Origin of the sequence: Pseudomonas sp. WOUb67 (assembly GCF_050058005.1) — a bacterium.
GTDB classification, from domain to species: Bacteria; Pseudomonadota; Gammaproteobacteria; order Pseudomonadales; family Pseudomonadaceae; genus Aquipseudomonas; species Aquipseudomonas putida_R.
In genome coordinates this window covers 2,106,378-2,124,623 of sequence record NZ_CP170112.1, presented here as the reverse complement: position 1 = coordinate 2,124,623, position 18,246 = coordinate 2,106,378, and the positions used below count along the sequence as shown (strand labels likewise).

At 63.3% G+C, this 18,246-nt stretch carries 18 protein-coding genes; 7 read left to right on the top strand and 11 right to left on the bottom strand.

The genetic code is table 11. The annotated features are described in order from the left end of the window. Positions 1–56 precede the first annotated feature (56 nt). Positions 57–383: a helix-turn-helix domain-containing protein gene (locus ABOC32_RS09535; protein WP_426810860.1), complete on the bottom strand. Its 327-nt coding sequence runs from the start codon at positions 381–383 to the stop codon at positions 57–59. 280 nt (positions 384–663) lie between these two features. On the opposite strand from ABOC32_RS09535, the gene rimO reads away from it, so the two are divergent. After that, positions 664–1,995 carry a 30S ribosomal protein S12 methylthiotransferase RimO gene (gene rimO / locus ABOC32_RS09530; protein WP_059394723.1) on the top strand — a complete coding sequence of 444 codons (1,332 nt, stop codon included), beginning with the start codon at positions 664–666 and terminating at the stop codon, positions 1,993–1,995. A 72-nt stretch (positions 1,996–2,067) separates the two neighbouring features. Here rimO and ABOC32_RS09525 read toward each other — a convergent pair whose 3' ends face one another. From ABOC32_RS09525 to ABOC32_RS09510, 4 genes are read right to left on the bottom strand one after another with little or no spacing between them, the layout of a single operon-like run. Next, on the bottom strand, positions 2,068–2,817 hold the full coding sequence (locus ABOC32_RS09525) for a hypothetical protein (RefSeq protein ID WP_426810859.1): 750 nt from the start codon (positions 2,815–2,817) through the stop codon (positions 2,068–2,070). Between the two features lie 53 nt (positions 2,818–2,870). Continuing rightward, on the bottom strand, positions 2,871–4,637 hold the full coding sequence (locus ABOC32_RS09520) for a DUF5666 domain-containing protein (RefSeq protein ID WP_426810858.1): 1,767 nt from the start codon (positions 4,635–4,637) through the stop codon (positions 2,871–2,873). Beyond that, a complete protein-coding gene (locus ABOC32_RS09515; RefSeq protein ID WP_426810857.1) occupies positions 4,634–5,428 on the bottom strand; it encodes a DUF6502 family protein in 795 nt (264 codons plus the stop codon). Before ABOC32_RS09515 ends, ABOC32_RS09520 begins: the two co-directional genes overlap by 4 nt. Positions 5,429–5,485: 57 nt before the next feature. Further along, on the bottom strand, positions 5,486–6,133 hold the full coding sequence (locus tag ABOC32_RS09510; RefSeq protein WP_426810856.1) for a hypothetical protein: 648 nt from the start codon (positions 6,131–6,133) through the stop codon (positions 5,486–5,488). 189 nt (positions 6,134–6,322) lie between these two features. Here ABOC32_RS09510 and ABOC32_RS09505 point away from each other — a divergent pair, with 189 nt between their 5' ends. The 4 genes from ABOC32_RS09505 to tsaA all read left to right on the top strand — a co-directional run bounded on the left by ABOC32_RS09505 (position 6,323) and on the right by tsaA (position 8,771). Then, a complete protein-coding gene (locus ABOC32_RS09505; protein ID WP_426810855.1) occupies positions 6,323–6,775 on the top strand; it encodes a GNAT family N-acetyltransferase in 453 nt (150 codons plus the stop codon). Between the two features lie 77 nt (positions 6,776–6,852). Beyond that, complete coding sequence (locus tag ABOC32_RS09500) at positions 6,853–7,563, top strand: rRNA pseudouridine synthase (protein ID WP_426810854.1); 711 nt, start codon at positions 6,853–6,855, stop codon at positions 7,561–7,563. A gap of 47 nt (positions 7,564–7,610) precedes the next feature. After that, positions 7,611–8,072 carry a DUF1456 family protein gene (locus tag ABOC32_RS09495; RefSeq protein WP_016498302.1) on the top strand — a complete coding sequence of 154 codons (462 nt, stop codon included), beginning with the start codon at positions 7,611–7,613 and terminating at the stop codon, positions 8,070–8,072. A 6-nt stretch (positions 8,073–8,078) separates the two neighbouring features. Beyond that, the gene (tsaA, locus tag ABOC32_RS09490) at positions 8,079–8,771 is read left to right on the top strand and encodes a tRNA (N6-threonylcarbamoyladenosine(37)-N6)-methyltransferase TrmO (RefSeq protein ID WP_426810853.1); all 693 of its coding nucleotides are present in this window, start codon (positions 8,079–8,081) and stop codon (positions 8,769–8,771) included. Positions 8,772–8,950: 179 nt separating this feature from the next. Here the strand turns inward: tsaA and ABOC32_RS09485 are convergent, their stop codons facing one another. From ABOC32_RS09485 to ABOC32_RS09470, 4 genes are all read right to left on the bottom strand, one after another. Further along, the gene (locus ABOC32_RS09485) at positions 8,951–10,273 is read right to left on the bottom strand and encodes a dicarboxylate/amino acid:cation symporter (protein WP_426810852.1); all 1,323 of its coding nucleotides are present in this window, start codon (positions 10,271–10,273) and stop codon (positions 8,951–8,953) included. A gap of 412 nt (positions 10,274–10,685) precedes the next feature. Then, complete coding sequence (locus ABOC32_RS09480; RefSeq protein ID WP_426810851.1) at positions 10,686–12,032, bottom strand: ATP-binding protein; 1,347 nt, start codon at positions 12,030–12,032, stop codon at positions 10,686–10,688. After that, on the bottom strand, positions 12,029–12,706 hold the full coding sequence (locus tag ABOC32_RS09475; RefSeq protein ID WP_426810850.1) for a response regulator: 678 nt from the start codon (positions 12,704–12,706) through the stop codon (positions 12,029–12,031). The genes ABOC32_RS09480 and ABOC32_RS09475 overlap by 4 nt, the downstream gene beginning before the upstream one ends. A 131-nt stretch (positions 12,707–12,837) precedes the next feature. Then, positions 12,838–13,443 carry an outer membrane beta-barrel protein gene (locus ABOC32_RS09470; RefSeq protein WP_016488681.1) on the bottom strand — a complete coding sequence of 202 codons (606 nt, stop codon included), beginning with the start codon at positions 13,441–13,443 and terminating at the stop codon, positions 12,838–12,840. A 129-nt stretch (positions 13,444–13,572) separates the two neighbouring features. Here ABOC32_RS09470 and ABOC32_RS09465 point away from each other — a divergent pair, with 129 nt between their 5' ends. Together ABOC32_RS09465 and ABOC32_RS09460 are read left to right on the top strand one after the other, a co-directional pair. Next, entirely contained in the window at positions 13,573–14,367 is a 795-nt protein-coding gene (locus ABOC32_RS09465) for a dienelactone hydrolase family protein (RefSeq protein ID WP_426810849.1), read from the top strand. Between the two features lie 160 nt (positions 14,368–14,527). Continuing rightward, entirely contained in the window at positions 14,528–15,229 is a 702-nt protein-coding gene (locus ABOC32_RS09460) for a 4'-phosphopantetheinyl transferase family protein (RefSeq protein ID WP_426810848.1), read from the top strand. 3 nt (positions 15,230–15,232) lie between these two features. Here ABOC32_RS09460 and ABOC32_RS09455 read toward each other — a convergent pair whose 3' ends face one another. Both ABOC32_RS09455 and ABOC32_RS09450 read right to left on the bottom strand, forming a co-directional pair. Further along, positions 15,233–16,840, bottom strand: coding sequence for an ATP-binding protein (locus ABOC32_RS09455; RefSeq protein WP_426810847.1), 1,608 nt, complete (start codon positions 16,838–16,840; stop codon positions 15,233–15,235). Further along, positions 16,837–17,535, bottom strand: coding sequence for a response regulator (locus ABOC32_RS09450; protein ID WP_426810846.1), 699 nt, complete (start codon positions 17,533–17,535; stop codon positions 16,837–16,839). The genes ABOC32_RS09455 and ABOC32_RS09450 overlap by 4 nt, the downstream gene beginning before the upstream one ends. Positions 17,536–18,246: the final 711 nt, after the last annotated feature.

Here is an 18,246-nt window from a genome sequence, read left to right as displayed (position 1 = left end):
CAGCGTTCGTCGATTTTCTGCTGGTTCGGCGCTGTCAGAGCTGCCAGGGGCTACAACTAAAGATCCAGAGACTGCATGGGGATGCCCAACGCTGCGGCAATCTTTTCGCGCGTGGCTTTGCGCGGGCGCTCTACGGTTTCTTGTTGGGCATACGCTGACTGCGAGATACCCAGCCGCCGGGCTACCTCAGCCTGAGTCAGGTCAAGATGCCTGCGCCATGCAGCAATGGCGGTCATGCCGTCCTTGACCATATAGCCAACGACATCGTTGGGCACCAGGTCCGGTTGCGGGCGGTTGGCGATGTAATCGGCATACGGCAACACGACAAAAGCAGGACGACCGTCGGCACCGTTGATGATCTGTACGTTAGTAGGTGTGCTCATCGCGCGTCTTGAATAAGAAAAGGTTTAGTCGGCGTAGACGAGGGTGACGAACGGAGCTCACCGTTTCAAGCGGGGCGATTGCCTGGGTGTGTTTCCAGGCTTTACCAGGCAAGCACTGCCCAGTTGGCTTGCATAGCGCAGCGTTCGTCGTATTTCTGCTGGTCAAGCGACCTTGCGCTCGCTAGAATTGCGCACTTTTTGATCAGAGGCGCTAAAAAGCGCCCGTCAAGATCGCCCGCGATTCCGGCCGGGCGACCTGCATTCAATACCGAGGTTAGTCATGTCCACCACGCCCGCCACCCCCAAGGTAGGTTTCGTAAGCCTGGGTTGCCCAAAAGCCCTGGTCGATTCCGAGCGCATTCTCACCCAGCTGCGCATGGAAGGCTATGAAGTCGTGCCCACCTACGAGGATGCCGACGTGGTGGTGGTCAACACCTGCGGCTTCATCGACAGCGCCAAGGCCGAATCGCTGGAAGTGATCGGCGAAGCGATCAAGGAAAACGGCAAGGTCATCGTCACCGGCTGCATGGGTGTCGAAGAAGGCAGCATCCGTGACGTGCACCCCAGCGTGCTGTCGGTCACCGGCCCGCAGCAGTACGAGCAGGTGGTCAACGCCGTGCACGAAGTGGTACCGCCGCGCCAGGACCACAACCCGCTGATCGACCTGGTGCCGCCACAAGGCATCAAGCTGACCCCGCGCCACTATGCGTACCTGAAGATTTCCGAAGGCTGCAACCACAGCTGCAGCTTCTGCATCATCCCGTCGATGCGCGGCAAGCTGGTCAGCCGCCCGGTGGGTGAAGTGCTGAGCGAGGCCGAGCGCCTGGTCAAGGCCGGGGTCAAGGAGATCCTGGTGATTTCCCAGGACACCAGCGCCTACGGCGTCGACGTCAAGTACAAGACCGACTTCTGGAACGGCCGCCCGGTCAAGACCCGCATGCTCGAGCTGTGCGAGGCCCTGAGCAGCCTGGGTGCCTGGGTACGCCTGCACTATGTGTACCCGTACCCGAATGTCGACGACGTGATCCCGCTGATGGCCGCCGGCAAGATCCTGCCGTACCTGGACATCCCGTTCCAGCACGCCAGCCCGAAAGTGCTCAAGTCGATGAAGCGCCCTGCCTTCGAAGACCGCACCCTGGCGCGCATCAAGAACTGGCGCGAACAGTGCCCTGAGCTGGTGATCCGCTCCACCTTCATCGTCGGCTTCCCGGGCGAGACCGAGGAAGACTTCCAGTACCTGCTGGACTGGCTGACCGAAGCCCAGCTCGACCGCGTGGGCTGCTTCCAGTACTCGCCGGTAGAAGGCGCCCCGGCCAACGACCTGGGCCTGGAAGAAGTGCCGGACGACATCAAGCAAGCGCGCTGGGACCGCTTCATGGCCCACCAGCAGGCCATCAGCACCGCCCGCCTGCAACTGCGCATCGGCAAGGAAATCGAAGTGCTGATCGACGAAGTCGAAGAACAGGGTTCGGTTGGCCGCAGCTTCTTCGATGCCCCGGAAATCGACGGCAGCGTGTTCATCGATGGCGACCATGGCTTCAAGCCAGGCGACAAAGTGCGTTGCCGTGTAGTGGATGCCGACGAATACGACATGTGGGCAGAGCCTATCTAAAACGGCTGAAACACAGAAAGCCCCTGCCCCGGTGTTCCCCGCAAGGAATGGCCGGCGCAGGGGCTTTTTTCGTCAGAACGTGTGAAACAGCATCAGGCCACCCTCTGCATCCGGGCTGGCATCCGAGAAGCCTTTGACCGCGTAGAGCTGGACTTTCCATTGCGGGTTGAGCTTGTGGGTCAGGAACAGGGTGAGTTCCTTGATCTGCGAACCGGTCGAGACCACTTTCTGCCGCCAGTCGTAGGAGGCGCCAGCCGAGGTACCTGTAGCCACAGGCAGGGCGAAGCCGAGGCTGACAAATACCGGGTCGTCAAAATCGCTGTCGGGCGGGTCGCCGAACTTCTTCCAGCCCAATGTCGCGAAGCCGGTAACCGGGCCAAAGCCCTTGGTGATGTCGACCTGGGCGGTGTAGTCGTATTCACCGGTGCCCAGGCACTGGTCTTCATCGGCGGTGGGGAATTTGACCTTGCCGATCAGGTCGAGCATCAGGCCGCCATCACTGCCATCGAGCAGGGCATACCCGGCGCTGGCGACCGTGTCACCCAGCCCGCTTTCCACATCCCGGCAACCTCCAGGCAAGGGGTCACCATTGGGGCCAACTTCCGGGTTGGTGATGCGCAACCAGGGCACGGTGACCTTGTAGATCATGGGGCCGGTTTCATATTTGCCGACCACGGGGACGTACCAGATTTCCGAAGTGGTACCCGTGCCATAGTCGCCACTGGAATAGTCCATGCCGATGGCGGCGCTGAAGGTATCGGCCACGGTCGGCGCGCTGGTGAATGACAGCAGGCAGGCAAAAAGAGGGAGCGCGGGTCTCATCTGCACCTCAGTCCGCTTAGGGAAGTGTGGTCGGACTTACCCAGCCTAGTTGCCTAACGCCCGGATCGCTCCGGATGCTCTACTTTTTCGGCGGTCTCTACCTTTTCCGGCCTTTCGATGGTTTCGATTTTCTCGACTTTTTCCACCTTCTCGACCTTTTCAGGCTTTTCTACTTTTTCTACCTTTTCGACTTTTTCTACTTTCTCAACCTTTTCAGGCTTTTCGACTTTTTCGACTTTTTCGACTTTTTCGACTTTTTCGACTTTTTCGACCTTCTCGACTTTTTCGACCTTCTCGACTTTTTCGACCTTCTCGACTTTTTCTACTTTCTCGACTTTTTCAGGCTTCTCGACTTTCTCAACCTTCTCAACTTTTTCTACTTTCTCAACCTTCTCAACCTTCTCAACCTTCTCCACTTTTTCGACTTCAACCTTCTCTACCCGATCGCCCTTGCCACTGTTGCTGCTCTCAAGCTGCTCCACGGTTTCGACATGCTCTGACTTGCCGGACTTGTCCACACTTTCAGACTTGCCGTGACCACTGGTGTCTTCAACGGCACTTCGCCCACTGTGATCATCACTGCTTCCGCTGCGAACGCTGGTCGCCTCGCTTGTTCCATGGCCGCTGTTGTCGGCGCCGCCTGAGTCACTGCTGCCGTGCTCGCTGCCATGCCCCGAATGGCCCCGGTCCGGGTTGTCAGTGCGGTCATCCTGGAATTCCACACGGGTTGCCCGCAACTCGTGAGTACCACTGAGCACGCCGCTCACCCGGACGCGTTGATCGAGCGCCAACGCTGCCGGCTGCCTGCCGACGATCACGGTGCCCTGCCCCAGCGTCACGTTGATGCCCGCGACCACCAGTTGCCGTGCCTGCACGCGCTGCACCAGCCCCTCGACCACCGCCTGCTGGACACGGCCAGCAAACGGCAGGCTCGGGTCTGGGCGGGTTTGTGCCACTTCCAGCTGGCGCCCGGTCCACTGGCCGCGCACCAGCACTTCCCGCGCGGGGGCTACGCGGGTGCCCAGCGTCAACCCTTGCAGGCTGCCTGGCCGGTCGATTGCACCAATGGCACTGGCCTCTTTGAGGCCCGGCGCCCGTTCGATACGGGTTGCCACCACTTCGCCCGTGGCATCGCGCAGGCCGCTGACCCGGACCGGCTCGCCCGCACGCAGCCCTTCAGCCACCCGCGCGCCTGCGGCGAGCCGCACAGGTTGGCCCATCACCCGCAGGGGGGCCAAAGCATTGGGCAGCGCCGTCAGCGGCCCTTCGTAGACGTTGAGGATCGAGATACGCCCTGCCTGGAGGCCGCGCTGGGTGGCAATTGCCTCCACCGCCACAACCTGCCCGATCGCCAGGTGAGCACTGCTGGCAGGTGCACCGTTTTCACTCACCGGCACGTCTTTGCCATAGTGCACTTCCATGCCATTGACGCAGATCGAAGCAAACCCGGTGATGGTGCCGACGATGCCGGTACCCCCGGTACCGCCTGGGCGCAGGATCGGCGCACCGGTACCGCCTACCCCGCCGTTACCGTGATCAAAGTAGGTGCCGTCCACACCTTCGGCCACCGCGCCGGTACCGCCGGTGCCACCAGGGCGTTGCGGGAGGGGCGCGCCAGTGCCGCCGACACCGCCGTTTTCACTGCGTACCCCGGTACCGCCCGTACCGCCCGGAAACTGCAGGCCTGCGGCACCGGCCATGCCCACTTCGTCGCGGCTGACACACACCGGCACTGCGACGACCTGGGCAGGCGCCGCCAGGTTCAACCCCAGGACCAGGGCAAAGGCAACGGCACGGAGGCAGCGCGTGAGGGGGGTCATGGGCCTGGCGTCTTGGACAAATCGGGGTCGGTAGCTTCAGTGTAGAAATAAAGCCCGACAGTGATGCGCTGACGTTGCTCGATGCTGGGCTCATCAACGCCTTCCAGCTCTGCTGCGAGCCGGCTGAACGCCAGCAGCATCTGCATGCCATCTTTGGCGACCACCTCACGCACGTGCTCGACGCTGGCCGGGCTCAACGCATCGTAGTGCACACTGCGTTCGAAGAACGGCAGCCCCTCGCCACTGAGGTTGTGCACCGCTGCGCAGGCATGGTCATGCAGGTTGTGGCCGAAGTACGCGGCTTTTTCATCGAAACCTTTCTGCGGCACGAACGCCTGGGCTTCCAGGTGCACACAGTCCTGCTCATCAAGCCGGACGATGCCTAGGCGCAACCACTCATCCAGCACCACACGCCCGCGGATATCAGTGCTGACCGTGGCCACCAGGGCATCGAACGAGCACTCGCCACCCACACTCGCCAAACGCGGCAGCGCCAATGCCTGGCCAGGTGCCGAGCAGAACGGCGCAGCAGTGGTCCACACATTCACCAACTGTGCGCCCAGGGTGATGTTCCCCGGCAGGGCCGCAAGCGGCGTGTCACCTTCGCTGCGCAGCCGCCGAACATCCTTGCGATGCACGCCTGTAAGCAGGCTGACGCGGCTGTCGGTGGGTGGGGTGTCGTCCAGGCGGAACTCACGATGGGCTACGTCGACGAACACCTCCTTGAGCAGGTCGGTGAACATCGGGTAGGTAACCCCTTTGCGCAACATCAAGCGCACCAGCGGGCGCATGACACGCCGCAGTGCGCTTAACATCGATGGGGGCAAGGTTGGGCTGATCAACGCCTGTCAGCTCCTGCTGTTGTCATCACCCGGTTCGCCACCCACATGGTTGCCGTGATCATCACCAGGTTCACCACCAACGTGATTGCCGTGATCATCCCCAGGCTCGCCGCCGACATGATTACCATGATCATCCCCGGGCTCACCGCCAACATGGTTGCCATGATCGTCACCGGGCTCACCGCCAACGTGATTGCCGTGATCGTCACCGGGCTCACCACCCACGTGATTGCCATGATCGTCACCCGCTTCAGCATGGTTGCCGCTGCGCCCAGCGTTTGAATCACCGGCGTGGCCCAGGCCAGAGTTGCCATGGCCGCTGCCACTGTTGCCGGCATGACCGCCGCCGTCACCGCCACTGCCGTGGCCACCGCCGCCGCCACTTCCACCACCGCTTCCGCCGCCGCCACCGTGACCGCCGCCACCTCCGCCGCTTCCGCCACCACCACCGTGGCCGCCACCACCGCCGCCGCTTCCGCCACCACCGTGACCACCCCCGCCGCCGTGGCCGCCACCGCCACCGCCACCGCCATCTTTGGCGTAGGCGCTGGAGCCATGAGAAATCGAGTCAGGGATCAAAACAATGGACGTCGACAGCACGCCAGCTACGGCAGCCGCCAGTAAAGCCTTCTTGAACAGCAGGTGGATTTGCATGGTCCGTCTCCAGGTCGTCGCCACGAGAACAGTCAGAAATCTTGTTTTCCGTTTTTCTTTTCTTTGTGTGGGATTTTTTCCCACGCTTAATTAATAGACCCCTGTGCCCCACGCTTCAAGCGCCGCGCGGACAAGCCGACCGGTGGTTGGCCTGCTATGTTTTCCTGATCGCCATGGAGGACCACCGGCATGCCATCGCTACTGACGCTACACACCCCGCGCTTGCGCGACTACGGTGAGCTGGTGCAGGTTTGGGAGGACTCGGTACGTGCCACTCACGATTTTCTGCCAGAGGCCTACATCGTTTTGCTGCGCGAACAGGTGTTGCGCCGCTACCTCGACGCAGTGATGCTGGTCTGCTGCAAGGACCGGCAACGCATCTGTGGCTTTGCCGGGGTCGCCAACGGGCGCGTGGACATGCTGTTTGTTGCACCGGGCTACCGTGGCAAAGGGGTGGGCAAGCGCCTGCTGCACCATGCGATCGACGAGCTGAACGCCGAGCGCCTGGACGTCAACGAGCAAAACCCTCAGGCCTTGGGCTTTTACCTGCATGAGGGCTTTGAGGTAATTGGCCGATCGGAAACCGACGGCCTGGGCCAGCCCTACCCCCTCCTGCACATGCGCCTGCGCAAAACGGCGTAAATGACACAGATTCCCAGCCCCTCTGCCGCTCAGGCAGGTACAATGCTGGCCTTTCCCTGCCTTTGCGAATTGCCGTCATGTCCGAACCCGTCCGCCTGTCCAAACGCCTTATCGAGCAACTTGGCTGCTCCCGCCGCGATGCCGAGCTCTATATCGAAGGTGGCTGGGTCACGGTCGACGGCGTGGTGGTCGAGCAGCCGCAGTTCAAGGTCGAAGACCAGCTTGTCGAGCTGCTCCCGGGTGCCCGTGTCGAAGCGCTGGAGCCGGTAACCCTGCTGCTCAACCAGGCGGCCGGCGTGGACAGCGAAACCGCCCGCGCCAGCATGAGCATGGGCACCCTCAGCGAGGCGCACCGCGAAGGCGTGCGCGCCCTGCACGGGCATTTTACCCGGCAGGCCTGTGTGGCACCGCTCGAGCGCGGCGCCAGCGGCCTGCAGGTGTTCACCCAGGACTGGCGCGTAACCCGCAAGATCGAGGCCGACCTGCGTCGCCTGGAGCAGGAGTTCATTGTCGAAGTGCGCGGCGAGACCACACCTCAGGCGCTGGAACGCCTGGCGCGCGGTGCCACGCGCAATGACCGCGAGCTGCCCAAGGCCAAGGCCAGCTGGCAGAACGAGACCCACCTGCGCATGGTGCTGAAAAACCCCCAGCCCGGGCAGATCGCCGAGCTGTGCGCCTACCTGCGCCTGGAACTGGTAAGCATGCGCCGCATTCGCCTGGGTGGCGTGTCGATGGGCAAGCTGCCCCTCGGCCAATGGCGCTACGTGGCGACAACCGAACGTTTCTAAGCAATACGCCACGCACAAGCGTGGCACCTGAACAGGATTCTGCAGCAATGAACCACAACGACGTCCTGCGCAGCCTGCGCTACATGCTGAAGGTGAACGACGCCAAGATGGCCGAGATCATCGGGCTTTCCGGCCTCGAGGTGAACCCCCTGGTATTGGCCACCTACCTGAAGAAAGAAGAAGAGGAAGGCTTCGTCCGTTGCCCTGATCGGGTGATGGCGCACTTCCTCGATGGCCTGGTAATCCACCGCCGCGGCAAGGACGACAGCCGCCCGCCACTGCCGGTCGAGCTGCCAGTGACCAACAACCTCATCCTCAAGAAGCTGCGGGTGGCCTTCGAGCTCAAGGAAGACGACCTGCACGTGATCCTCAAGTCGGTCAACTTCCCGGTCAGCAAGCCTGAACTGAGCGCACTGTTCCGCAAGGCCGGCCACGAAAACTACCGCCCGTGCGGCGACCAGTTGCTACGTAACTTCCTCAAGGGCCTGACCCAGCGCGTGCGTGGCTGAGTGGCCATGCAGCATACGGTTGCACCGGTCGGCATCGTCCGCTCCTGCTTCAAGGAGAAATTCGCCATCCCGCGCCAGCCCCAACTGGCGCCTGCGGCGCGCGGCGTGCTCGAACTGCTGCCGCCGTTCGACCAGGGTGATGCGGTCGAAGGCCTGGAGCAGGTCAGCCATGTCTGGCTGCTGTTCCTGTTCCACCAGGCACTGGAGGACAAGCCGCGCCTGAAAGTGCGGCCACCGCGTCTGGGCGGCAACAAGAGCATGGGGGTATTCGCCACCCGCGCCACCCACCGGCCAAACGGCATCGGCCAGTCGGTAGTGCGCCTTGAGGGTGTGGAGCCTGGGCGACTGTTGCTGTCCGGGATCGACCTGCTCGATGGCACGCCGGTACTCGACATCAAGCCCTATGTGCCGTACGCCGACTGCATTACAGACGCCAGCAACCAGATGGCCAACGCAGCGCCCGCCGCAATTGCCGTGCAGTGGGCCGACAACGCCCTGCCCCAGGCCCGCGAGCATGCACTGCGCCTGGCTGAACCGCTGGTAGAACTGATCGAACAATGCCTGGCGCAAGACCCGCGTCCGGCTTACCAGGTACCACCCGCCGAGCGGGTGTACGGGGTGAAGTTCTGGGACGTGCAGGTAAGGTGGCATTACCCGCAGCCGGAAGTGATCCGGGTGTTGGAAGTGGTCCAAGATTGACGATCACAGGCCTGGCCCTATCGCCGGCAAGCCAGCTCCCACAAGTGAATCGTTTCCCTCAGGCCTGGGGGATCCTGTGGGAGCTGGCTTGCCGGCGATAGGGCCAGGCCTGAAAACACAATAGTTACTCACAAAAAAGGCGACCCTGAAGTCGCCTTTTTCCATTTAACATCCCGCGATCAGCGAGCCGGGCCTTCGGCCACGCCCAGGTCATCGGTAGGACGGGTATCGATCAGCGGTGCACCACCGGAGGCGAGCTCCGAAGCCAGCTTGTCGTTGTCCATTTCCTTGACCCACTTGGCCACGACCACGGTGGCAACGGCGTTACCCACCAGGTTGGTCAGTGCGCGGGCTTCGGACATGAAGCGGTCGATGCCGAGGATCAGCGCCAGGCCGGCAACCGGCAGGTGGCCAACAGCCGACAGGGTGGCGGCCAGCACGATGAAGCCCGAACCGGTCACGCCGGCAGCACCTTTGGAAGCCACCAGCAGCACCAGCAGCAGGGTGATCTGGTGGGTGATGTCCATGGTGGTGTCGGTGGCCTGGGCGATGAACACCGCAGCCATGGTCAGGTAGATCGAGGTGCCGTCCAGGTTGAACGAGTAACCGGTCGGGATGACCAGGCCAACGACCGACTTCTTGGCGCCCAGGCGTTCCATCTTGGCCAGCATGCGTGGCAGGGCGGATTCCGAGGAAGAAGTACCCAGGACGATCAGCAGCTCTTCACGGATGTAGCGGATCAGCTTGAGCACGCTGAAGCCGTGGGCGCGGCAGATACCGCCCAGTACCACCAGCACGAACAGCAGGCAGGTGATGTAGAAGCAGGCCATCAGGTAGCCCAGTTGCACCAGCGAACCAACGCCGTACTGGCCGATGGTGAAGGCCATGGCGCCGAAAGCACCGATCGGGGCCAGCTTCATGATCATGTTGATGATGTTGAACATGACATGGGCGAAGCGGTCGATCATGTCCAGCATCGGCTTGCCGTAGCTGCCCAGGCGGTGCAGGGCGAAGCCGAACAGCACGGAGAACATCAGCACTTGCAGGATGTCGCCGTTGGCGAAGGCGCCGACCACGGTGTTGGGGATGACGTTGAGCAGGAAGCCGACGGTGGTCTGCTGCGCGCCGGCGGCGGCGTAGGCAGCCACGCTGCTGGCGTTCAGGGTGCTGACGTCGATGTGCATGCCAGCGCCTGGCTTGACCACGTTGACGACGACAAGGCCGATGATGAGGGCGACGGTGGAGACGATTTCAAAGTACAGCAGCGCGTAGCCGCCAGTCTTGCCGACCGACTTCATGCTCTGCATGCCGGCGATGCCGCTGACCACGGTACAGAAGATGATCGGGGCGATGACCATCTTGATCAGTTTGACGAAGCCGTCACCCAAGGGTTTGAGGGCGACGCCCGTTTCCGGATAGTAGTGGCCGAGCAGGATGCCGATGGTGATGGCAACGATCACCTGGACATACAGGGATTTGTACAGCGGCTGACGTGTCGTCATGGCTCATTTTTCCTCAAGTGTGCCGGTTCACCCTTCCCAGGGTGATGGGGCACCTGAATCGCTAACCCTCCTGCACTTGGAGGGATTTGTCGTTGTGTTCGAGCTGCCTGGGCAGGCCTCTGCGAAGATCAGTAGCAAGGGTGGTGCCAAAATGCCCATGAAGGGTGCAAGGGCCATATTTGCTAGGGATAAATGCCCAACGACGGGGCGATTTGCCTGAAAAAGGCTGGCGGATTTCCGCCCGGTGGCGGGATTTGTACAGGGATGATGGCGGGAATCCGCCCATTGCGATTTGCCTGAACTGGCATCTTCGCGGGTAAACCCGCTCCCACAGGGTCCGCACCGTTTTCAGACCCTGTGCAGTACCTGTGGGAGCGGGTTTACCCGCGAAAAGGCCGGCAAAGCCAGCCAATCAATCGAGGTGGAAGGTGATCCTGAACGCAGCCCCGCCCAAGGGAGAATCCCCAAGGCTCAGCTCGGCGTCATAGCTGTCGACAATGTCCTTGACCACCGCCAGCCCGATGCCCTGCCCCGGGTGCTGGCTGTCCAGCCGCTCCCCGCGCTCCAGAATGCGCTCGCGCTGATCAGCCGGCACCCCCGGCCCATCGTCTTCGATACACAAGGTCAGCTGCCCGGGTGCCTGCTCCAGGCTCACCCGCACTTGGCCCAGGCTCAGGCGGTAGGCGTTTTCCAGCAGGTTGCCGAGCATTTCCAGCAAGGCGCCCTGCTCCATCGGCACCTGCGCAGCATCGGGCAGTTCCAGGGCCACGCTCACCTGCTTGTCCCGGTACACCTTGGCCAAGGTGCTGCACAGGCTGTCGAGCAACGGCCGCAGCCTCACGCTGTGGCGCACCAGGCCGCTCTTGCGCAGGCTGGCGCGTTGCAGCTGGTAGTCGATCTGCTGGCTCATGCGCTCGATCTGGCTTTGCAGCACCCGCGCCTGCTCGCGCTCACCACTACGCTGCTGCAGGCTTTCGCCCACGCCTTGCAGCACCGCCAGTGGCGTCTTCAGGCTGTGCGCCAGGTCATCCAGCGAATCGCGGTAGCGCGTGCGCTGCTCACGCTCACTGCGCAACAGGCGGTTGAGCGAGCGGGTCAGGCGCAGCAGTTCGCGCGGGTGCTCGCCGCTCAGGCCATCGCGCGCACCCGACTCCACTTCATCCAGCTCGTGGCTGAGCCGGCGCAACGAGCGCAGGCCCCAGGTCAGGCCAGCCCATAGCAGCACCATCAGCGCCAGCAAGGCAGCACCGAAACCCAGATACAGCTTTTCCCGCAGGCCATTGAGGGTGGCCTTGTACTCGCTCAGCGGCTGCAGGGCGACAATGCTGTAAGCGGCACTCTGGCCACCCAGCAACTTGATCTCGACGTCGTAGACAAAGAACTCTTCGCCATCGGCCTGATGAATGCGGGCGAACTCATTGCCGCGCCCGTCGTAGCGCGGGCGGTAGTTGATGTGCCGGTCGGCGGTGGCCCGCGACTGCCAGACCAGGTTGCCATCGCGGTCAAAGATGTAGCCGAGCAGGCCCGTGTACGGCAGGTTGTAGCGCTCGTCCGGCAGCAGGGCCGGCATCTGCAACTGGCCATGTTCGATGCGCGCGGCGGAAATCAGCGTGGTCACATCCGAAGCCAGGCGCTGCTCAATCGATTCCTGCAGGGCCAGGCTGAAGGCCTTCTGCAAGGCCGGCAGCAGCGCCAACATGAACAGCAGTGCCAATACTGCGGCGGCCAGCATCAGGCGTACCCGCAGCGAGCGGATCATCGGCAGCGCTCGGTGAACAGATAGCCCAGGCCGCGCACGGTATCGATGGGTTTGAAGCCTTGCTCGCCCTCAAGCTTGCGGCGCAGGCGGCCGACCAGCACTTCGATGACATTGGGGTCGCGCTCCTCGTCCCCCGGGTACAGCTGCTCCATCAGCCGGTCCTTGGCCACCACCTGCTGATGATGGCGCATGAGGTATTCGAGAATGCGGTATTCGTAGGCGGTCAACGCCAGGGGCTGGTCATCGAGGGTGGCCTGCTTGCGGTTGAGGTCGAGTACCAAGGGGCCTGCGGCGATGGTCGACTGGGTGAAGCCGCTGGAGCGGCGCAACAGGGCATTCAGCCGCGCTTCGAGCTCTTCGAACTGGAACGGTTTGACCAGGTAGTCGTCGGCACCGGCGGCCAGGCCCTCGACCTTGTCCTGCCAGTTGCCACGGGCGGTGAGGATGAGAATGGGGAAGGTCTTGTCCTGGCTGCGCAGGCGCGTAATCAGCTCCAGGCCACTGATACCGGGCAGGCCCAGGTCGATGATGGCCAGGTCGAAGTGGTACTGCCCGGCTTGGTACAGCGCCTCCTCGGCATCGGCGACCGCCTCGACAACATGGCCGCTTTCGCCAAGGCGGGTGTAGAGGTGATGGCGAAGCAGGGCTTCGTCCTCGACCACCAGCAGTTTCATGTGCAGCTCCTTATGTGTATTGCCTGTACCGGCCTCTTCGCAGCACAAGGCTGCTCCTACAGGCAGTGGTATTCCTGTAGGAGCAGCCTTGTGCTGCGAAAGGGCCGGTACAGGATAACGCGGCGCGCTCGTCAGAACTTGTAGCTTGCTGCCAGATAGGTCTGCGCGCTGCTGGTCAGGCGCAGGGTGCCATCCTTCGGCCCGCCATGCGCGCCCACTTCGGTCGCGGCATTGGTGCGCAGGTAACGGTAGCCCAGCTCCACCGAAGCCTTGTCGGTGATGTCCTGGATCACGCCGGCCTGCAGGCCGTAGGCATAACCGTAGTCGGTATCCCGGCTGGCGCCTGGCGAGTCCTGGGTGAGCTTGGTCATACCCAGGCTGCCACCGCCGAACAGTTTGGTGGTATCGCCCACCGGCAGGAACAGGTCGTAGCTGCCCAGCAGGTTTTCCTGGCGCAGCTTCAGGCCACTGTGGTCACCCGAGACGTTGTCATAGGTCATGTAGTAGCGGCCCTGGTCATTGATCTTGCCCACACGTACACCCCAGGTGTCGTCTTTGCCGATGATGCCATCGGCGTTGAGCTGGTCGGTGTTGCGCTGCAGCAGGCCGGACTTGCGAACCTTGTCGCTGGTCTGGCCGTAGGTCAGGCTGGCGAAGTTGTCGTCGGCGGCCTGGGCGGTGGTGATGCCAGCGGCACAAACGGCCATGGCGGCAAGCAGGGTGTTGAAGGTTTTCATGCCTGGGTACTCCAGTTGGGTGCGCTGTTTCGGTCTGGAAGCTAGAGTAAGGAGGGCACCCTGAACCGCGACTGAACCCTGGCTGAACCCCGGCTGAACGAACTGTCTGCAAGACAAGGAGTAGTAAACATGCGTGCCCTGCTGGCCCTGACCCTGATGTGCAGCGCCGCCCTCGCCCAGGCGGCGGTAGTGACCCGTGAGATCCCCTACCAGGACGCCGACGGCAAGCGTTTGATCGGCTACTACGCCTATGACGATGCCGTCCAAGGCAAGCGTCCGGGCATCGTCGTGGTGCATGAATGGTGGGGGCTGAATGACTATGCCAAGCGCCGCGCCCGTGACCTCGCGGCCTTGGGTTACAGTGCGCTGGCCATCGACATGTATGGCGATGGCAAACAGACCGAACATCCGCAGGATGCCCAAGCGTTCATGGCAGAAGCGATGAAAGACCCGGCGGCTGCCGCCGAGCGCTTCGACGCCGGCCTGAAACTGCTGGAACTGCAGCCTTACACCGACAAGAGCAGCTTAGGTGCCGTCGGTTACTGCTTCGGCGGCAAAGTAGTGCTCGATGCAGCACGACGCGGCGTGGACAAGCTCGATGCAGTGGTGAGCTTCCACGGTGCACTGGCCACACAGACGCCGGCCCAGGCCGGCAAGGTGAAGGCCTATGTACTGGTCGAGCACGGCGCCGCAGACAGCATGGTCACCGAAGCGCAGGTCGATGCGTTCAAGGCGGAAATGGACGCGGCCAAGGTCAACTACCAGTTCGTCAGCATTCCGGGGGCCAAGCATGGCTTCACCAACCCGGATGCCGACCGCTTGAGCCATGGCGACCATGGCGGACCGGACATTGGCTATAACAAGGCAGCCGACGAGAGCTCCTGGGCGGACATGCAGGCGTTCTTCAAGAAGGTGTTCAAATAGGGATTGTCGGGGGCCGCTTTGCGGCCCATCGCGACACAAGGCCGCTCCTACACAATGCAGCGCGGTACCTGTAGGAGCGGCCTTGTGTCGCGATGGGCTGCGCAGCAGCCCCCTGCTATTCCACCTCCCACACCGCCGCTGCGGCTGGCACAATAGCGCCATGAACACTCTCCCCGCCTGCTGCGCCCCACTCCAGCACCACTGGCCCTTGCCCCGCCCGCTGCCCGGCGCGGTGCTGGTCAGTTGCGCCTTCGACCCTGCCCGCCTGGCACCCGATGACTTCCAGCGCGCCGGCATCGTGCCCAGCGCCAGCCTGCAGCGCTCGGTGGCCAAGCGCCAGGCCGAGTTCCTGGCCGGTCGCGTATGCGCCCGCGCCGCGCTGCAGCGCCTGGACGGTCGCGACTACGTGCCCGGCACCCATGAGGACCGCTCGCCGATCTGGCCGGCGGGCATCCACGGCTCGATCACCCATGGCAAAGGCTGGGCTGCCGCCGTGGTCGCCGCCGAGGGCAGCTGTCAAGGCCTGGGCCTGGATCAGGAAGCCTTGCTGGATGACGAACGCGCCGAACGGTTGATGGCCGAAATCCTCACCCCGCCCGAACTCGAACGCCTGGATCGCCACCAACTCGGCCTGACGGTCACCCTGACCTTCTCGCTGAAGGAAAGCCTGTTCAAGACCCTCTACCCGCTGACCCGCCAGCGCTTCTATTTCGAGCACGCCGAAGTGCTGGACTGGTCCACCGATGGCCTGGCCCGCCTGCGCCTGCTCACCGACCTGTCGCCGCAGTGGCGCCAAGGCGCCGAGTTGCAAGGCCAGTTCTGCCTGCAGGACGGCCACCTGCTCAGCCTGGTCAGCGTCTGACCTTTACAGGGGCGCCTGCTGCCGTGGCCAGTTCAGGCTGAAGCAGGCGCCACCCAGCGCTTCGCTGCGCCCCACCGTCGCCCGGCCGGTGTGCCAGTAGATGATCCGCCGCACGATCGACAGGCCCAGGCCGTGCCCACCCGAAGCACGGGTGCGGCTGTCATCCAGGCGGGTGAACGGGGTGAAGATGCGGTCCCAGAAGCCCTCTGGAATCCCCGGGCCGTCATCTTCCACATCGATGCGGCACCGTTGCTGCCCCAACTGGTAACTCACGCGCACCTCAGACCCGGCATGGCGCATGGCATTGCTGACCAGGTTCTGCAGCGCGCGGTGCAGGTAACGCGGCTCGGCCTCGACCCAGGCGCCTTCGGCATCCGCGCCCTGGCAGTCGCCGCGCACCACCCGCACCTCGGCACGCAACGGTGCCAGCTCCTCGATTACCCGCGCGAGCAAGGCGTCCAGGTCGACCCGCTGGAACTTCAAGGCCGGTGCGCCTTGCTCCAGGCGGGCATAGGTCAGCATTTCGTCGACCAGCTTGTCGAGGTCCTGGATATCCCCGTCCATGCCCGCCAGGTGCTTGGCCCGCGCCTGCTCGGTGGTGGCACTTTCGATCATCTCCAGGCCAAAGCGCAGGCGCGCCACCGGCGTACGCAACTCGTGGGACACCGCCCGCACCAGCTCGCGCTGCATGCTCAGCGAGCGCTGCAGGTGCTCGGCCATGCCGTTGAAGGCCGCGGCCAGGCGCCCTACCGAGTCGGCGTCGCCGGCGGGCACGCGGGTGTCCAGGCTGCCCTGGGCGATGCGTGTGGCGGCAACCTCCAGGCCTGACACTCGGCGCTCCAGCTGGCGCACCAGCAGGTACACCACCAGACCGATCAGGCACAGGCCGAGGAAGGTGATCAGGGTGAGCAACTGCGGCGGGTACGGGTTGAGCTGGTACAGCGGGCCGATTTCCAGCACCCAGGGCGAGCCAGCCAGCCCGGCAAACACACGGATCGAGTCGCCATCCTTGCCCAGCGCCATGACCGTGTCGCCCTCCTCGACCCGGCGCCGCTGGTCATCGTCCAGGCTTACCCGCTCGATGCGCTGCAGCGCGACGCCAAAGCCGAAGCCCTTTTCCTGCTTGATCTGGGCCAGCCGCTGCTGCTGCTCGGTGATCGGGTAACGCACCAGTTCATCGGCCAACAGATACAGCGTGGCCCGCGCCAGCTGCTCGCTTATCTGTTTGATCTGCGCCACCAGCATCAAGTCTTCCTGGCCGACCTTGCGCAGCACTTGCGCCGCATGCGGGCCAGTCTTCTCGACCACCACCAGGCCGCGATACAGGCGCGCCCGCTGGCCGCCATCGAGGCTGCGCGCAGTCATCGGTTGCAGCGCCAGCGGCACACCGAGCAAGCGCTCCCAGATCAGCAGCGAGCGTTTGCGTTCGGTTGCATTCTGTTGCGCCAGGTTGTCAGCCATCAGGCTGAACGTGCCCTGGGCCAGGCCCTCACGGTGCTGGGCAGCGCGCACTTCGTTGACCAGGTGCAGGGTGAGCACACCGAGCAAGGCCACCAGCACCAGCACAGCCAGCATGCCGCCATAGATGCGCAGAAAGATCGAGTTGTTCATGGCGCTTCGCCGACAAACAGGTAGCCCTTGCTGCGCAGGGTCTTGATCAGCCGTGGCTGAAGCGGGTCATCGCCGATCTTGGGGCGGATTTTCGAGATGCGGATGTCGATGGAACGGTCCTGGCCGTCGTAGCCCACACCACGCAGCGCAGTGAAGATCTGTTCGCGGGTCAGTACCCGGCCGGCGTTGCTGGCCAGCAGCCAGAGCAGGTCGAATTCGGCGCCGGTCAGCTCGATCAGCTGCTCGCCCAGGCGCGCCTCGCGCAGGCGGTTGTCGATACGCAGGGCGCCGAAGGCCAGCTCCTGGCGCTTGCTGTCCACGGCTTCGCTGCGGCGCAGCAGGGCCTGGATGCGCGCCAGCAGCAGGCGTGGGCGTACCGGTTTGCAGACGTAGTCGTCGGCCCCCAGGTCCAGGCCCTGGACCTGGTCGAGCTCGTCGCTGCGTGCGGTGAGCATGAGGATCGGCCCGGGGTACTGGCTGCGCACCCGGCGGCAGATGCTCAGGCCGTCCTCGCCAGGCAGCATGAGGTCGAGGATGACCAGGTCGGGCTGGCTGTCGACGATGCGCCGCGCGGCACGGGCGCCATCCCCCTCCACCGCGACCTCGAAGCCGTTGGCCTGCAGGTACTCGGCGGTGAGCTCGGCCAGGCGCTGGTCGTCTTCGACAATGAGGATGCGGGGTACGGGGTAGTCCATGGCCTCTGCCTTTGGTTGTTGTTTTTGTGCTGCCTTTGCCGGCCTCTTCGCAGCACAAGGCTGCTCCTACAGGGTGCAGCGCTCTTCTGTAGGAGCAGCCTTGTGCTGCGAAGAGGCCGGTACAGGGAACATAACCCTTTAACCAAAAGGCAACATCCCCCCTGAATACTCAGTAACAACTCCGGCAGCGTCGCAGCCCCTAGACTGAACCGTTTCTTGTGATAGGGTTCGCGCCCGAAAAAAACTGCCCTGGGGCAGCAAGGCGCAGAAAAATACTGCAAACCACTTGGCACAAGGCCTACAGCGAATACTCACCATTCACTCACAAAGTACCCACACGTTATCCACAGGCGCTCGCCTTGCAAAGCCCCCAATACCGCATTATCTTGTATCCCGAACGCAGCGAACCACTACATATAGGGGTTCGTGCAAAATCACACACAAAAGTCAACCCGCAAAATCAAGCGATTTTCCGAGCTGAACTTCAGGTGATTTCAGCAGCCAAACCGCTCCTGCGGAGGCGACCGAGGCAAGCCCCTCCGGGGCGTTGTTCGGGTATGAGTGTTGCAGGCAACGCCTGGCACTCATCAGCACCGGTTTTTGGGTTTTACCCAGAACCTTTGACTTCGGCCAGGGAGCGGCAAGCTATTGCCCCTTATTCCTGAGTCTGTCCCGAAGTCGGTACGCCCGCGCGGGCGGATGCGCATGCAT

Coding starts and splice junctions, on each gene's coding strand:
- ABOC32_RS09535 (WP_426810860.1), bottom strand. CDS start 383: ATGAGCACACCTACTAACGTACAGATCATCAACGGTGCCGACGGTCGT.
- rimO (WP_059394723.1), top strand. CDS start 664: ATGTCCACCACGCCCGCCACCCCCAAGGTAGGTTTCGTAAGCCTGGGT.
- ABOC32_RS09525 (WP_426810859.1), bottom strand. CDS start 2,817: ATGAGACCCGCGCTCCCTCTTTTTGCCTGCCTGCTGTCATTCACCAGC.
- ABOC32_RS09520 (WP_426810858.1), bottom strand. CDS start 4,637: ATGACCCCCCTCACGCGCTGCCTCCGTGCCGTTGCCTTTGCCCTGGTC.
- ABOC32_RS09515 (WP_426810857.1), bottom strand. CDS start 5,428: ATGCGCCCGCTGGTGCGCTTGATGTTGCGCAAAGGGGTTACCTACCCG.
- ABOC32_RS09510 (WP_426810856.1), bottom strand. CDS start 6,133: ATGCAAATCCACCTGCTGTTCAAGAAGGCTTTACTGGCGGCTGCCGTA.
- ABOC32_RS09505 (WP_426810855.1), top strand. CDS start 6,323: ATGCCATCGCTACTGACGCTACACACCCCGCGCTTGCGCGACTACGGT.
- ABOC32_RS09500 (WP_426810854.1), top strand. CDS start 6,853: ATGTCCGAACCCGTCCGCCTGTCCAAACGCCTTATCGAGCAACTTGGC.
- ABOC32_RS09495 (WP_016498302.1), top strand. CDS start 7,611: ATGAACCACAACGACGTCCTGCGCAGCCTGCGCTACATGCTGAAGGTG.
- tsaA (WP_426810853.1), top strand. CDS start 8,079: ATGCAGCATACGGTTGCACCGGTCGGCATCGTCCGCTCCTGCTTCAAG.
- ABOC32_RS09485 (WP_426810852.1), bottom strand. CDS start 10,273: ATGACGACACGTCAGCCGCTGTACAAATCCCTGTATGTCCAGGTGATC.
- ABOC32_RS09480 (WP_426810851.1), bottom strand. CDS start 12,032: ATGATCCGCTCGCTGCGGGTACGCCTGATGCTGGCCGCCGCAGTATTG.
- ABOC32_RS09475 (WP_426810850.1), bottom strand. CDS start 12,706: ATGAAACTGCTGGTGGTCGAGGACGAAGCCCTGCTTCGCCATCACCTC.
- ABOC32_RS09470 (WP_016488681.1), bottom strand. CDS start 13,443: ATGAAAACCTTCAACACCCTGCTTGCCGCCATGGCCGTTTGTGCCGCT.
- ABOC32_RS09465 (WP_426810849.1), top strand. CDS start 13,573: ATGCGTGCCCTGCTGGCCCTGACCCTGATGTGCAGCGCCGCCCTCGCC.
- ABOC32_RS09460 (WP_426810848.1), top strand. CDS start 14,528: ATGAACACTCTCCCCGCCTGCTGCGCCCCACTCCAGCACCACTGGCCC.
- ABOC32_RS09455 (WP_426810847.1), bottom strand. CDS start 16,840: ATGAACAACTCGATCTTTCTGCGCATCTATGGCGGCATGCTGGCTGTG.
- ABOC32_RS09450 (WP_426810846.1), bottom strand. CDS start 17,535: ATGGACTACCCCGTACCCCGCATCCTCATTGTCGAAGACGACCAGCGC.